The organism is Duganella lactea (genome assembly GCF_009857505.1).
In the GTDB taxonomy this organism is placed as follows: domain Bacteria; phylum Pseudomonadota; class Gammaproteobacteria; order Burkholderiales; family Burkholderiaceae_D; genus Rugamonas; species Rugamonas lactea.
Genome location: NZ_WWCP01000006.1, coordinates 65614 through 79667, shown reverse-complemented (window position 1 = coordinate 79667; position 14054 = coordinate 65614). Strand labels below are relative to the sequence as shown.

Below are 14054 nucleotides of genomic sequence, written 5' to 3'. Positions count from 1 at the left end.
CCTCGCCATGAAGAATCAACGACGTGTCTTGAAGGGCGCGCCGCTGGCGGCGCTTTGCCTCGGCGCCTTGACGCTGAGCGCCTGCGGCAGCAATGGCGGCAGTGACGCCGGCGTGGTCAATCCCGCTACTGGCGCAGGCGCCGGTAGCGGCACCCCGCTGCCGCAACTGAGCGCCGCCACCGGCGCCAAGCTGGGCTCCTGCACCGACCTGGCCGCTCGCATCAGCTATCCGAACACCAGCATCGCCAGCGCCACCTCGGTAGCGGCTGGCGGGCTGACGGTGGGCGGCAAACCGGTGCCGGCGCACTGCCTGGTCAAGGGTTCGATGTTTCAGCGGGTCAGCCCGGTGGATGGACAGAACTACGCGATCGGCTTTGAGATGCGCCTGCCGGTCGACTGGAATGGCCGCTTCTTCTATCAGGGCAACGGCGGCCTCGATGGCGCGGTGGTCACCGCCACCGGCGATGTCGGCGGCGGCGGACAGCTGGACAACGCGCTGAACCAGGGCTTTGCCGTCATCAGCTCCGACGCCGGCCATGGCGCCGCCACGCCGCTGTTCGGCATCGATCCGCAGGCGCGGCTGGACTACGGCTACCAGGCCTCCGGCAAGCTGGCGCCGATGGCCAAGAGCGTGATCCAGACCGCGTATGGCAAGGGGCCGGACCGCTCCTACTTCGGCGGTTGCTCGAACGGCGGCCGTCACACCATGGTGGCGGCGGCGCGTTATCCCGAGCAGTTCGACGGCTACCTGGTCGGCGACCCCGGCTTCCGTCTGCCGCTGGCGGCGATCGCCAACATCGCCGGCGGCCAGGCCTATGCCGCGCTGGCCACCACACCGGGCGACCTCGGCACCGGCTTCACCGCCGCCGAGCGCGCGCTGGTATCGAACGCGGTGCTGGACAAGTGCGATGCGCTCGATGGCGTCAAGGATGGTCTGGTGCAGGACACCGGCGCCTGTCAGGCCGCCTTCAGCCTGGAGCGCGACGTGCCGACCTGCGGCGCGCAAGGCCGCGACGGCACCTGCCTGAGCGGCGCGCAGAAAACCGCCATCGGCCAGTTGTTCAGCGGCGCGCTGAAGAGCGACAAGACGCGCATCTACGCCAGCTTCCCGTATGACGCCGGTCTGGGCACCAGCGGCTGGGCGTTCTGGAAGTTTTTCTCGCCGTTGCAGCTCGATTCCGGCGCGGTGGCGATGATCTGGAAAGTGCCGCCGGTCGATCCGGCCACCTTCAACGGCGCCAACTTCGCGCTGACGTCCAACGTCGACACTTTGCTGTCGCAGGTGGCCGCCACCAACGCCACCTACCAGGAAAGCGCGCTGTCGTTCATGCTGCCGCCCAACCTGACCGACTTCAGCAAGGTGAAGAACCGCGGCGCCAAGATGATGCTGTACCACGGCACCAGCGATCCGATCTTCTCCAGCGACGACACGAAGAACTGGTATGAGAACCTGCGCGCGGCCAACGGCGGCGACGCCGGCAACTTCGCCCGCTATTTCCAGGTGCCGGGCATGAACCACTGCTCGGGCGGACCGGCGACCGATCAGTTCGACATGCTGACACCCTTGGTGGCGTGGGTGGAGAAGGGGCAGGCGCCGGCCAGCGTCAAGGCCGGCGCGCGCGGCGCGGGCAATGCCGGCGGCGCCAACGCCGACCTGCCGTCGACGTGGGCGGCGACGCGCACCCGGCCGTTGTGCCCGTACCCGCAGGTGGCGCGCTACAACGGCAGCGGCAGCATCGAGGACGCCGCCAACTTCAGCTGCAAATAACGGCCTCGGCCAGCGCGCGCCGCACCAGCTCGGCCGCGCTGCCGTCGTGACGGAAGCCGGCCGCCAGCGCGGCGGGCGTATGCAGCGCCGGATAGCGGCCGAACAGCGCCTCGATGGCGGCGTCGGGCTGGTGGCGGATCAGATCGCGGCAGGCGTCGCCGTAGCGCGCCGCCAGCGCCGCCAGCACTTGCTCCATGCTCAGGTGCAGCACTGGCAGTTGCCAGGTGCGCGAAGGCGGTGCGCCGGCGGTGTCCATGGCCGCCGCGTGCAGCAGATTGTCGACGCAGCAGGGCAACGACATCCACCACGCGGTCGCCGCCGCCGACACCGGGCAGACGTAGGCTTCGCCCGCCGCCAGCCGCCGCATCACCAGGCTCATGAACGCTGAGCCGTGGCCCGACTCGCTGGCCGGCCGCGCCACGATGCCCGGCAGGCGCAGGCTGACCGCGTCCAGCAGGCCGCGCCGGCTCAGGTCCGCCAGGGCGATCTCCGTCATGAGCTTGTGTGCGCCGTAGCTGATCGCCGGTTGCGGCGGCTGGTGTTCGTGCACCGCGTCCGCGTCAAGCGGGCCGTAGACGGCGACCGAACTGGCGAACACCAGCCGTGTGCGGCGTGCGCCGTCCTTGTGCGCGGCCAGCCGCTGCGCCAGCGCCAGCGTCGCCAGCAGGTTGACCTGGTAGCCGGCCGCGTATTCGCGCTCGGCCAGCGAGCCCGGCATGCTGGCCAGGTGGAAGACCGTATCGGCCGGCGTGTCCAGCGCCGCGTCCAGCAGCGCCGGGTCGCCGAACGAGCCGCGCAACTGGCGCGCGCCGGGCGCGGGCGCGGCGTCGAAGTCGCGGTCGATCAGCGTCAGGCGGTGGCCGCTGTCTTGCAGGCGGCGCGCCAGCGCGCCACCGACAAAACCGTTGGCGCCGGTGACGACGATGTGGCTCATGCCGCCGGCTCCGCGTTGCCCGCGTTCGCCGCCCGCACCACGCGCTGCTCGATGACGCCGAACGGCCCGGCGCCGGCGCCCGGCCAGCGCGCCTCCATCCGCACGCGGTCGTCAAAACGCATAAACCCGGTCAGCGGCTCGCCGCGGTCGATGATCTCGATCACCCGCCGTTCGGCGATGCAGGCCGAGCCGGCCGCGCGGCTGGCGTTGGACACCGTGCCCGAGCCGATCAGCGTGCCCGGCGTGAGGCGGCGCGTGCGTGCCGCGTGCGCGATCAGGTCGCCGAAGCTGAAGCTCATCTCGCCGCCGTGCGGCTGGCCGAAGCGCTCGCCGTTCCAATCGACCTCCAGTTGCAACTGCACGCGGCCATCGTGCCAGGCGTTGCCCAGTTCGTCCGGGGTGACGGCCACCGGGGCGAAACTGGTCGACGGCTTCGCTTGCAGGAAGCCGAAGCCGGTGCGCATCTCGCGCGGCCCCATGGCGCGCAGGCTCCAGTCGTTGAGCTGCACCACCAGCCGCACCGCCGCCAGCGCCTCGGCCGGCGCGCAGCCCATCGGCACGGCGCCGACGACGACGCCGAATTCGCCTTCGAAGTCGATGGCGTCGGCCTCGCTCGGCAACGGCACATCAACGTGCGGGCCGAGGAAGTCGTCGCTGGCGCCCTGGTACATCAGCGGGATCGTCTCCAGGTCCGGGATCGGCGGCGTGTTGAACGCCTGCGCCATCAGGTGGGCGTGATTGAGGAAGGCCGAGCCGTCGCACCATTGCGGGCCGCGCGGCAGCGGCGCGGCGCATTGGCGCGGATCGAAGGGCTGGCTTGCCAGCGCGCCGGCGTTGAGCGCCGCGTAGCGCGCTTGCAGCGCCGGCTCCACCTCGGTCCAGTGTTGCAGCGCGTGCAGCAGCGACGGCGCCAGCGGGCCGGCCGCGATGCAGCGGCGCAGGTCGCGGGACACCAGCAACAGCTGGCCATCGAGGGTGTGGTCTTGCAGGGTGGCGAATTTCATCGTTGGATTCCGTTGGAAGAAGGGTGGGTCAATGGCTGGCCAGCGCGGCGGCGATGAGCGGATCGTAGGCGCCGTCGATCAGCACGAACAGGATGCGGCACGGCCGTTGCGAGCGGTTGGCCCACGCATGATTGGTGCCGCGCTGGATCACCACGCTGCCGGGGCGCAGCGCCACTTCCTCGTGGTCCAGCACCAGCGTCAGCTCGCCCTCGATGACCACGCCGTAGTCGATCGATTCGGTGCGGTGCATCAGCGGGTGCGGCGAGTGCGGCTTCACGGTCGAGGCGGCGACGTCGCCGATCTGCGTGAAGGCCGCATGCATGCGCGTCGCGCCGTGCGCCAGGAAGTCGGCGGTGTCGGGCGGGATGTCGACAAAGCGCAGCCGCGTGCCGCCCGCGGGCGGTGGCAGGGTCAGCGCGCCGGGCGTGGGATCGGCGCCGTTGTCGACCGGCGCCGGCGTGGCGGCGGTGCTCCACACTTCATGGAACACCGTGCCGGGAATGGCCGCCAGTTCGACCACCGTGGGCAGTGGTCCGGCGCTGCTGACGATGGCGTTGCCGGCGGCGTCGTGGCCGGTGACGATGCGTTGGATCGGGGGAAAGCTCATGGGGACTCCGGTTTTCAAATCAAATCAAATCCATCAGGTCGGGGCGGCGGCGGTGGCGGGGTGGCGGCCGGCCTGCGCGAAGCAATACACGGCGAGCACCGCCAGCGCCACGGCGGCGCTGCCGAGCATGCCGTAGCCGGCGTGCTGCACCAGCGTTCCGCCCAGCAGCGGGCCAATGGCGGCGCCGACCATCAGCATGGCCGGCGTGGCCGACAGCGCGCGGCCGCCCGGATCGAGCTGCGCCACCAGGCCGAAGGCGAAGGTGTGGGTGAAGATCATCACGGCGGCGAACAGCGCGCCGGCGATCGCGTAGGGCAGATAGCCGCTGCTGGTGGCGATGGTCAGCGCCAGCGCCGCCTGTGCCACCGGTCCGCCCAGCACCACCCGGCGCGCCGGCCAGCGTTGTTGCAGCAGCGCCGCCAGCGGCGCCGGCAGCAGATTGACGAAGCCCAGCGCGATCAACACGCCCGTCACGGCGGCCGGCGTGAAGCCGCGGTCGACGCCGATGCGTTCGAGGAAGCTGAACAGCATCGCCTGCACCAGCCCCATGCAGGCGATGCCCAGCGCGGCGAACCACACCGCGTTGCTGAGGCGGCCCTCGGGGGCCGCGTGGCCGGCGCCGGTGGCGGCCGCGTCACCGGTGGGGAAGGCGACGGCGGCCACCGCGGCGGCCACCAGCATCACGCCGGCGAACACCAGGAACAGCGCCGCGCCGCCGGCCGTCGCCACCAGTCCCGGCGTCAGGCCGAGGAAGGCGATGGCGAACACCCCCAGCGCCATGCCGGCCAGCGCGAACATGCGGTGCGGATTGCGGCTGCGGCCCATGCTGCCGTGGGTCATGCTCAAGGCGCTGCCGGCCGCCGCGCCGGCCAGCGCGTGCAGCAGCGCCATCAGCATGAAATCGCCGGTGCCGGCCAGGCCGACAAAGGCCAGCGCCGCCAGCGCGAAGCCGCACGGCGCCACCCGCGCCGGCCGCGCGCGGTGGAAGCGCGGCGACCAGAACAGGCTGGCGGCGACCGCGCCCAGCAAAAACAGCGTGGCCAGCGCGCCGGCGCGCTGCGGCGTCAAGCCGTAGTGGCTGATCAGCGCGCCCACCCATACCGGCAACGCCACCAGGTCCACCATGCCGGCGCAGTGCGCCACCATCAGCGCGAGGCGGCCGGGCCAGCGTTCGTTCAATCGGGTCTGATTGTTCATGACGGTCGGCGCGCTCAGATGGGGGCGGCCAGCGCCAGGTGGGTGTCGTGCATGATGCGCGCGTGCTCGGCCTTGTCGCCGCCGCTGATTTCGATCTCGCCCAGGCGGCCGGAGTTTTCCACCACCATGCGGCAGCGTTCCCAGCGGCGCGCGCCGAAGCGGGTCAGCGCCTGCTCGATGTTGGCCGCCGCGCCCAGTTCCTCGGCCAGCACGATGGCGTCCTCGATCCCGATGCAGGCGCCGGAGGCCATGTGCGGCGTGGTGGCGTGCACCGTGTCGCCGATCAGCACCACGCGGCCGCGATGCCACGGCTGGCGCACCAGCAGCTGTTCCAGCGGCCGGTAGACGATCTGCGCGTTAGCGTCGAGGGCGTCGCGGCAGTGCTGCATCAGCGGCACGGCGAATGGCGCCAGCAGTTCGCGCAGCATCGGCGCGAACTGTTGTGGATCGATTGGCACGTTGTCGGCGCGGTCCTCGGTGACGAACAGGTACATCTGGTCGCGCGAGACGGGATTGACGCCGGTCTTGACGCGCGGCCCGACCCACATCGTGGCCCGCTCGACCTCGGCGGGGCGTGGCAGCACCGCGCGCCACACGCACTGGCCGGTGTAGCGCGGTCGCGGCGCCTCGGGCATGATCGTCTCGCGCACCTTGGAGTACAGGCCGTCGGCGCCGATCACCAGGTCGTAGCGGCGGGTCTGGCCGTCGGTGAAGCCGACCTCGACGCCGTCGGCGTCCTGGCGCAGGCTGGTGAAGGTACAGCCGAGGCGCACGCGGGCGCCGCTGGCGACGGTGGCGTCGGCCAGGATCTTGGCCAGCACCGGGCGCATGATGGCGCCGCCGCCGGGGACGTCGTCGCCGGCCAGGCGCGGCGTCGGCAGCGTCGCCAGTTTGTGGCCGTTTGGCAGGAACAGGTCGGCGCCGTCGGCGGCCGAGCCCTGCGCCAGGAACTGCTCCAGGATGCCCAGCGTTTTGAAGGCGCGCAGCGTGGCGCCGCCCAGGCTGATGCCGGCGCCATAGGAGCGCCAGCCGGGATCGATCTCGGCCACCTCCACGTCCAGCCCTTGCTTGCGTAGCTGGATGGCGGCCGCCATGCCGGAAAAGCCGCCGCCGATGATCAGAATGGTTTTTGCTGGGGATGTCATGTGGGTCTCCTTGTTGTGTTTGGTTTAGTGTTGCTGTGTTTCTATGGTTGATTAAATGTATCACTGTCCAGCCAGACGTCGCCCTCGGCGTCAACGCTGACGCCGACCGGCGTCAGCGACTGTCCCAGGCAGGGACCGCGGATGCAGGCGCCGCCGTCGATCTCGAACCAGGCGCCGTGGGCGGCGCAGACGATGTGGCTGCGCTCGGCGTTCAGGTAGGCGTGGCGGCGCCACGCCATCGGCGTGTCGCCGTAGTGCGGGCACAGGTCGCGGTAGGCGTGCAGCCGCGCGCCCTGGCGCACCAGCAGCACGCTGTCCTGGCCGTGGCCGAGCGGATCGAAGCCGCGCGCCTCGCCGTCGGCCAGCTCGTCGAGGCGGCAGAGCCGCAGTCTTGGCGCGTGCATGGCGTCCCGCTCAGGCGGCCGGTGGCGGCGGACCGGCCGGCGCCCACTTGTCGCGCGACTGGAACAGGAACAGCTGCGAGGCGTCCGCGCTCATCGGCACGCTGCGCGGCTGCCAGCTGGCGTCGTGCAGGTCCATGTCGGCGTCATACTCGACGTGGCAGCCCAGCGGGCTGTTGAAATACCAGAACCAGTTGGAGCCGAACTTGTGGCGGCCCGGTCCCCAGAACGACTGGTAACCCTGGTTGACGAAGCGCGTGCCGGCCTGCATCAGATCGGTCGGGCCGCCCATGTGGAAGGTGAAATGCTCGACGCCCTGCATGAACGGCGGGGTCTGGATCAGGAACAGCGTGTGGTGGTCCAGCGTGCCGGCCGGCTGCAGGAAGGGGCCGGCGCCGGTCAGGCGGTCGGTGCAGCGGAAGCCCAGGCGCTCGACGTAGAACGCCTCGGCGCGCACCGCGTCGGGCACGAAGTAGACCACATGCGACAGCGTGCGCGGCTGGATCACGCGGTGTTCGTCGGTGGCCACCACGTTGGGCGCGCGCTGGGCCGGCGCGCCGGGCGCGTTGATCGTTTCGGCCGGCAGCGCGATGGCGCGCCGGCGGCTGACCTGGAACCCCAGCGCGAAGCCCAGGTCGTCCTGGGTTTCGAGCGCGCCGTCGGCCAGGCGCCGTACCTCGCGGTCCTTGCCCAGTTCCGCCGCGATGGCTTCCAGCGTGGCGCTGTCGGCCACGCCGTAGACGGTCTTGCGCAGCATGCTGCCGGTCGGCAGCGGCGCCGGCAGCGCCGGGTCATCCTGGCGGGCCAGGATGATGGCGGTGCCGTCGAGCGCCTCGAAGCGGCCGCCGGCGGCGCTGACGTCCACCGGGGTCAGACCGTAGTCGGTCAGGTATTGGGCGCAGCCGGCGATGTCGTCGACGCCGAAGATCAGTGCATCGGGTCCGATAATATTCATGGGTGTATTCATGTGTGGTCCTGGTCGGTTCATACGGCGGTGCGCGCGCCCAGCGTCTCGGCGACCCAGTCGGCGATGTAGGCGCCGGCGTTGGCGGAGTTGTCAAAGCTGGCGTGCTGCACGCCGCCTTCGCGCTCGGTGAAGATCTTCAGTTCGCGTTTGGGGCTGTTGACCAGTTGCTCGTAGGTGCGCTGCGCCCAGTGCAGCGGAATCTGCGAGTCCTTGGCGCCATGGGTGACCAGGAACGGCACCTTGATGCGCTCCACCACGCCGTCCAGATGCACCTGTTCGGCGATGGCCATGAACGCGTCCATGTCCTTGGCTCCCCACACCCAGCGCACGTGTTCCCAGTAGTGCGGCACCGGGAAGCTGCCTTCCTTTTGCAGGCGTTTCTTCTGCACGTCGCGCCAGTCGTGGTTGGCGCCCCAGGCCACGCCGCAGGCGAAGCGCGGCTCGAAGGCCACCGCCCGCGGGCAGTAGTAGCCGCCCAGCGACACGCCCTCCAGGCCGATGCGTTGCGGGTCGACGTCGTCGCGCGTCTCCAGCCAATCGACCACTTTGCTGGCCCAGCGCTCGCTGTCGTAGACGGCGGTCAGGCCGTGCAGGCGCAGCGCCTCGCCGGTGCCCGGCTGGTCGATGATCAGCGAGGCGACGCCACGCTTGGCCAGCCAGCGCGGCAGGCTGACCGCGTACTTCATTTCCTTGGTCGAATCGAGGCCATTGACCTGCACCAGCATCGGCGCGCGCCCCGCCACACCCTCGGCCCGCACCAGCAGGCCGGAGATATGCGCGTCGCCGTAGGGAATCTCGACCCGTTCGCAGTTGTCGCCGGCCAGCCGGACGCCGCGGTTGAACACCTCGAGGAAGCGCTGGTACAGCGCCAGGCGGCCTTCGGCGCCGTGCGCCTGCAGCCGTTCGGCGGTCAGGTAGTAGGTGGCGGCGCGGACGTATTTGTCGCCGGCCGAGATCAGGCGGCCCCGCTGCTCGTCCTCGGCGGCCAGCTCGCACAGCTTGTCGGCCATGCGCACCCAGGTCGCGCGGAACGCCTGGGTGCCGGCGGCGTCGGGCTGTTTGGCGGCCTCCTGCAGTGGCGCGCACATTTCTTCGATCTCGCCGATCTTCGCGCCCATTTCAATGGCGAGGTTGACCGACAGATTCCAGACGTAGTTGGTGGGGAAATAGCGAAACATCGATGCTCCTTTGCTCAGTACGTTATTGCTGCGATTGTTGAGACTGTTGTGACTGTTGCGGTTTTAAAAGGAAATGCCCCAGCGCCGGCACCAGCACCAGCGCCCCCAGCATGTTCCAGATGAACATGAAGGCCAGCAGCAGGCCCATGTCGGCCTGGAACTTGATCGGGCTGGCGGTCCAGGTAATGACGCCGATGGCCAGCGTGAAGCCGGTCAGCATCACCACCTTGCCGGTGAACAGCAGCGCGTGGTAATAGGCGTCGGACAGGCTGGCGCCCTGGCGCAGCCGCGACAGGGTGATGCTCAGGATGTACAGTGCGTAGTCGACGCCGATGCCGACGCCCAGCGCGATCACCGGCAGCGTGGCGACCTTGACCCCCATGCCCAGCAGCACCATCAGCGCCTCGGCCATCACCGAGGTCAGCACCAGCGGCAGCACCGCCACCAGCACCGCGCGCCACGAACGGAAGGTCACGAAGCACAGCGCCAGTACGGCGGCGTACACCAGCAGCAGCATGCTGCGCCAGGCCGCGTGCACCACGCTGTTGGTGGCGGCCTCGATGCCGGCCGGGCCGGCGGCCAGCAGGAAGCGCACGTCCTGGCTGTTGTTGGCGGCGGCGAACGCTTCGACGTGGCCAGTGACGCGGGCCAGCGTGTCGGCCTTGTGGTCGCGCAGGTAGGTGTAGACCGTCAGCAGGTTGCAGCTGTCGTTGTACAGGCCGCGCGGGGCGCCGGCGGTGACGGTGTTGAGCATGTCCTGGTTGGGCAGGAACTCATACCATTTCGGGCTGCCTTCGTTGAGGCCGGCCAGCACGCGGCGGTTCAGCAGCGCCAGGCTGTTGGTGTTTTCCACGCCGTCGATCTGGCGCAACTGCCATTCCAGCGCATCGATCTTGTTGAGCGTGTCGTACTGGGCGCACTGGCCGTCCGGCGTCTTGACCATGATGGCCAGCACGTCGCTGGAAGCACCGTAGGCGGCGTTCATGGCGGCCACGTCGCGGTTGTAGCGGCTGTCGGCGCGCAGTTCCGGCGCGCCGGGATCGAGGTCGCCGATCTTCAGCCGCGTGCTCAACGCATACGCGCCGACGCCCAGCAGCAGCGCGACGGCGATGGCGCCGGCGGCCCAGCGGCGCGTGGTGAAGCGGTCCAGCAACGCCCACAGCGCGTGGCGCCGCTGGCCCGAGGCGGCCGCCGTTTCGGCGCGCAGGCTACGGGTGGCGGCGGCGGCACTGACACCGGTGTAGCTGAGCATGATCGGCAGCAGGATCAGGTTGGTGAAGATCAGCATCGCCACGCCCAGCGAGGCGGCCACCGCCAGTTCGCGGATGACGGTGATGTCGACCGCCGACAGCACCGCGAAGCCGACCGCGTCGGCCAGCAGCGCGGTCAGCCCGGCCAGGAACAGGCGGCGGAAGGTGTAGCGCGCCGCCACCAGCTTGGGCATGCCGCGGCCGATGTCCTGCATGATGCCGTTCATCTTCTGCGCGCCGTGGCTCATGCCGATGGCGAACACCAGGAACGGCACCAGGATCGAGTATGGGTCGAGCGCATAGCCGAGCGCCGGCAGCAGCCCCAGTTGCCACAGCACCGCCACCAGCGAGGCCAGCACCACCAGCGCGGTGGAGCGCGCGCAGCGGGTGTACCAGTACACCATGACGGTGGCGATGGCCACGGCGATGGCGAAGAACAGCAGCACGGCGCGCACGCCGTCGATCAGGTCGCCGATCAGCTTGGCGAAACCGGTGATGTGTACCCGCACGCCCTGTTGTTCGTACTTGGCGCGCAGGGTTTCCAGGCGGCGTGCGAACTGGCCGTAGTCGAGCGCCTTGCCGTCGCCGTCACGCGCCAGCAGTGGCACGTAGATCACACTGGAGCGGGCGTCGGCCGACACCAGCTGGCCGATTTCGCCGGAGCGCGCCACGTTGGCCTGCAATTGCGCCAGGCTGGCGCCGCCGCCGTCGTAGCCGTCCGGGATCACCGGGCCGCCTTCGAGGCCGTCCTCGGTGACGCCGACCCAGCGCGTGCCGGGTGTCCACAGCGACTTCATCTGGTTGCGGGCGACGCCCGGCAGCAGGAACACCTCCTCGCTCATCTGGCGCAGCGTGTCCAGATAGGCGGCGTCGTAGATGTTGCCGCGCGGGTTGTCGACGGCGATGCGGACGGCGTTGCCCAGTCCGGTCAGCTCGGCCTGGTTGGCCAGGTAGTTGCGGATGTACGGGTGGTTGGCCGGGATGGTCTTCTCGAAGCTGGCGTTGATCTCCAGCCGGGTGGCTTGCCAGCCCAGCAGCACAGTGACCAGCGCGCAGGCCAGTACCACCAGCCAGCGGTGGTTGAACAGCAGGCGTTCGATCAGCGAACCAGAGGCCGGATCGAATGGCGTGGTGTGATCGGGCAGGTTCATGGCGCCGCTCCAGTGGCGGGCGCGGCCACGGATTTGAGGCCCTGCATGGTCAGCGCCAGCAGGCGGCCCTGGGAAAGGTCGAGCACGCCGTTCAGTGGCGGCAGCGGGGCGGCGGCCAGTGGCGCCAGCGCCTGGCCGCGCACGTCCAGCATCAGGCCGGCCTGATTGGCGAACAGCAGCGAGCCGTCGGCGCGCACGGTGGAGGCGGTGATCGACACCGGCATCGGGCTGGCCAGCTGGCGCCAGTCGCGGCCATCGGCCGATTGCCAGACATTGCCGCGCAGGCCGGCCAGCACCAGCGCGCCGCCGGCCGGCAGTTCGGCGGTGAAGAAGCTGCCCTGGTAGGGCACCGCCAGCCGCTGGAAGCGCTTGCCGCCGTCGGTGGACAGCAGCGCCAGGCCGCGTTCGCCGCCGATCAGCACCGTGTCGCCACGCTGGCGCACCGCGTTCAGGTGCAGGCCCTTGGGATTGTCCATGCGGCCGCTCCAGGCGCTCCAGCTGCGGCCGCCGTCGTCGCTGCCGAAGGCCAGGCCGTAGGCGCCGACCGCCAGCACGCGGCCGTTGCCCGCCAGGCAGACGTCCAGCAGCGGTTTGTCGGCGCCGTCGGCCACCAGGCGTTCGGCCTCGCGGATGGCGGCGGCGTCGCTGCCGGCCTTGGCCGCCGCCAGCGTCAGCGCGGCGGCGCGCACGCCGTCCAGCGTTTGCCGCCAGCTGGCGCCGCCGTCGGCGGTGACCAGCGCCACGCCGGCGTGGCCGACCGCGACGCCATGCAAAGCATCCTCAAAGCGCACCGCCGTCAGCGTCACGCTGACCGGTGCCGGCGCCTGGTGCCAGGTGGCGCCGTGGTCGTCGCTGAGCAGAATGACGCCGCGCTCGCCGACGGCGACGATGCGCGGCCCGGCCATGGCCGCGCCCAGCATCACCGACTGCGTCGGCTGGCGCGCCATCACGGCCGGCCGCAGCCGGGCCGCCGTGACCGCGTCCGCACTGGCGTCGCCAGCCGGCGCCGCCAGCGGCGCCGCGCCCAGCGCCACGGCGCTGAACCAGGCGCACTGCGACAAGAACGATTTGCCCGCCATCAGCGCGCCCCCTCGCCAGCCATCGCGTCCGGCGTGAAGATGCTGTCCTGATAGCGCGGCTTGAGCGGATACTGGGCCGGGCGCGAGGTGTACAGGTCGCCGGCGAAGGCGCTGCCGGAGATCAGGTCGGTGAAGCCGAACGCGCCGATCACGGTGCCCGGCAGGTCCGGTGCGACGAAGGTCTGCGACCACAGCGTTTTCCACAGCTGGCCGTTGGCGTCCCAGCGGTCGCCCAGCACGCAGCTCCACGTGTCCTCGTCGCAGTAGTAGCGGCTCTTCGGCGCCTGGTGGCGCTGGCCGGCGCGCAGCGTGGCTTCCACCACCCACACGCGATGGCGTTCCCAGCGCACGTGGTCGGGATTGAGGTAGGCTTTGCCCAGCACTTCGGCGTCGGTCTTCGGTTGCAGCAGCTTGTTGCCGTTGTACGGAATCAGCATTTCCTGTTTGCCCACCAGCTTCCAGTCGAAGCGGTCGGTGCGGCCGGTCCAGGTGTACAGCTCGTCGAAACTCATCACGCCGGCGGTGGCCGGCGTCGGCGTGTCGCAGCAGGGATTGGGCAGCTTGCGCACGCGGCGCTGGCCGGTCAGGTAGACCCAGGCCTGGTCCTTGCTCGGATCGAGGTTGGTGCGGCCGACGATGGCCTCGCCGGCGCGGATCGGCGGCCCGGAGTTAATCAGGCGCAGCAGCCAGAACTCGTTGCTCTTGGCGAACTGCTCCGGCGTACCCTCGGGGAAGTAGTAGGGACTTTGGGCGTCGGCGACGCCGCTGGTGGTCAGCACGGCCTTGCCGTCGGCGGTCAGCTGGTACTGGGTCAGCGGGATCTGCCACGACGTGCCGCGCCAGCGCAACTGATGGTTCCACATCACTTCCACGCCGCTCTTCGGAATCGGGAAGGGGATGCCGCCGTAGGCGCCGCTGACCACGTCGCCGGCGCCCAGCTTGGCGCGGGTGGCGTTCTTGAACGTGTTGTCGTAGACCCACTGCGGCGCGGCGGCGGTGCGGTGGGTCGGGTAGACGTCGAGCCGGTAGTCCGGGTATTTCTTCAGCATGGCCTTGGTGCCGTCGGTCAGCAGCGCCGCATACTGGTCGGCGTTCTTGCCGGTGACGACGAACAGCGGTTTCTCGTCCTTGAATGGATCGCCGCGCCGGCCGCCGGCTTTGTCGCCGGCGATGGCGGTGGTGTAGCCGCCGGTCCAGGCCGGGATGCTGCCGTCCTTGTTGCCGGCCTTCTCGGCGCCGAACGGGGTCAGCTCGGTTTTGAGTTTGGCCGCTTCTTCCGGCGTGGCGCCGCTGGCGGACAGGCTGGCCGCCAGCGCCGCCAGCGTGCCGATGGCCGTTAAGGCGTGTTTGAGGTGTGATTGCTGCATCAGTGT

Annotated in this window: 12 protein-coding genes; 1 reads left to right on the top strand and 11 read right to left on the bottom strand. The window is 70.2% G+C overall.

Features of this window, described 5'->3' with window-relative positions; all coding sequences use genetic code 11:
* Positions 1 to 7 precede the first annotated feature (7 nt).
* Positions 8 to 1768, top strand: coding sequence for a tannase/feruloyl esterase family alpha/beta hydrolase (locus tag GTP44_RS07805; protein ID WP_161018987.1), 1761 nt, complete (start codon positions 8 to 10; stop codon positions 1766 to 1768).
* On the opposite strand, the gene GTP44_RS07800 is transcribed toward GTP44_RS07805, so the two are convergent.
* The 11 genes from GTP44_RS07800 to GTP44_RS07750 are packed head-to-tail and all read right to left on the bottom strand — an operon-like array spanning position 1755 to position 14048.
* Positions 1755 to 2702, bottom strand: coding sequence for an NAD-dependent epimerase/dehydratase family protein (locus GTP44_RS07800; RefSeq protein WP_161018986.1), 948 nt, complete (start codon positions 2700 to 2702; stop codon positions 1755 to 1757). The genes GTP44_RS07805 and GTP44_RS07800 overlap by 14 nt on opposite strands.
* A complete protein-coding gene (locus GTP44_RS07795; RefSeq protein ID WP_161018985.1) occupies positions 2699 to 3706 on the bottom strand; it encodes a fumarylacetoacetate hydrolase family protein in 1008 nt (335 codons plus the stop codon). The genes GTP44_RS07800 and GTP44_RS07795 overlap by 4 nt, the downstream gene beginning before the upstream one ends.
* Positions 3707 to 3734: 28 nt before the next feature.
* Positions 3735 to 4313, bottom strand: coding sequence for a cupin domain-containing protein (locus GTP44_RS07790; RefSeq protein WP_161018984.1), 579 nt, complete (start codon positions 4311 to 4313; stop codon positions 3735 to 3737).
* A 33-nt stretch (positions 4314 to 4346) separates the two neighbouring features.
* Positions 4347 to 5510 (bottom strand): MFS transporter, encoded by a 1164-nt coding sequence (locus GTP44_RS07785; RefSeq protein ID WP_161018983.1) that lies wholly within the window; start codon positions 5508 to 5510, stop codon positions 4347 to 4349.
* 14 nt (positions 5511 to 5524) lie between these two features.
* A complete protein-coding gene (locus GTP44_RS07780) occupies positions 5525 to 6655 on the bottom strand; it encodes an FAD-dependent oxidoreductase (protein WP_161018982.1) in 1131 nt (376 codons plus the stop codon).
* A 41-nt stretch (positions 6656 to 6696) separates the two neighbouring features.
* Positions 6697 to 7059, bottom strand: coding sequence for a Rieske (2Fe-2S) protein (locus GTP44_RS07775; RefSeq protein ID WP_161018981.1), 363 nt, complete (start codon positions 7057 to 7059; stop codon positions 6697 to 6699).
* Between the two features lie 10 nt (positions 7060 to 7069).
* A complete protein-coding gene (locus tag GTP44_RS07770; RefSeq protein ID WP_161018980.1) occupies positions 7070 to 8011 on the bottom strand; it encodes a VOC family protein in 942 nt (313 codons plus the stop codon).
* A gap of 29 nt (positions 8012 to 8040) precedes the next feature.
* Positions 8041 to 9201: an alpha/beta hydrolase family protein gene (locus GTP44_RS07765; protein WP_161018979.1), complete on the bottom strand. Its 1161-nt coding sequence runs from the start codon at positions 9199 to 9201 to the stop codon at positions 8041 to 8043.
* Positions 9202 to 9223: 22 nt separating this feature from the next.
* Positions 9224 to 11602, bottom strand: coding sequence for an efflux RND transporter permease subunit (locus tag GTP44_RS07760; protein ID WP_161018978.1), 2379 nt, complete (start codon positions 11600 to 11602; stop codon positions 9224 to 9226).
* Positions 11599 to 12681, bottom strand: a complete 1083-nt coding sequence (locus GTP44_RS07755) for a WD40/YVTN/BNR-like repeat-containing protein (protein WP_161018977.1) — start codon at positions 12679 to 12681, stop codon at positions 11599 to 11601. The genes GTP44_RS07760 and GTP44_RS07755 overlap by 4 nt, the downstream gene beginning before the upstream one ends.
* Positions 12681 to 14048, bottom strand: coding sequence for a DUF1329 domain-containing protein (locus GTP44_RS07750; RefSeq protein WP_161018976.1), 1368 nt, complete (start codon positions 14046 to 14048; stop codon positions 12681 to 12683). Before GTP44_RS07750 ends, GTP44_RS07755 begins: the two co-directional genes overlap by 1 nt.
* Between the last annotated feature and the right edge of the window lie 6 nt (positions 14049 to 14054).

Coding starts and splice junctions, on each gene's coding strand:
- GTP44_RS07805 (WP_161018987.1), top strand. CDS start 8: ATGAAGAATCAACGACGTGTCTTGAAGGGCGCGCCGCTGGCGGCGCTT.
- GTP44_RS07800 (WP_161018986.1), bottom strand. CDS start 2,702: ATGAGCCACATCGTCGTCACCGGCGCCAACGGTTTTGTCGGTGGCGCG.
- GTP44_RS07795 (WP_161018985.1), bottom strand. CDS start 3,706: ATGAAATTCGCCACCCTGCAAGACCACACCCTCGATGGCCAGCTGTTG.
- GTP44_RS07790 (WP_161018984.1), bottom strand. CDS start 4,313: ATGAGCTTTCCCCCGATCCAACGCATCGTCACCGGCCACGACGCCGCC.
- GTP44_RS07785 (WP_161018983.1), bottom strand. CDS start 5,510: ATGAACAATCAGACCCGATTGAACGAACGCTGGCCCGGCCGCCTCGCG.
- GTP44_RS07780 (WP_161018982.1), bottom strand. CDS start 6,655: ATGACATCCCCAGCAAAAACCATTCTGATCATCGGCGGCGGCTTTTCC.
- GTP44_RS07775 (WP_161018981.1), bottom strand. CDS start 7,059: ATGCACGCGCCAAGACTGCGGCTCTGCCGCCTCGACGAGCTGGCCGAC.
- GTP44_RS07770 (WP_161018980.1), bottom strand. CDS start 8,011: ATGAATATTATCGGACCCGATGCACTGATCTTCGGCGTCGACGACATC.
- GTP44_RS07765 (WP_161018979.1), bottom strand. CDS start 9,201: ATGTTTCGCTATTTCCCCACCAACTACGTCTGGAATCTGTCGGTCAAC.
- GTP44_RS07760 (WP_161018978.1), bottom strand. CDS start 11,602: ATGAACCTGCCCGATCACACCACGCCATTCGATCCGGCCTCTGGTTCG.
- GTP44_RS07755 (WP_161018977.1), bottom strand. CDS start 12,681: ATGGCGGGCAAATCGTTCTTGTCGCAGTGCGCCTGGTTCAGCGCCGTG.
- GTP44_RS07750 (WP_161018976.1), bottom strand. CDS start 14,048: ATGCAGCAATCACACCTCAAACACGCCTTAACGGCCATCGGCACGCTG.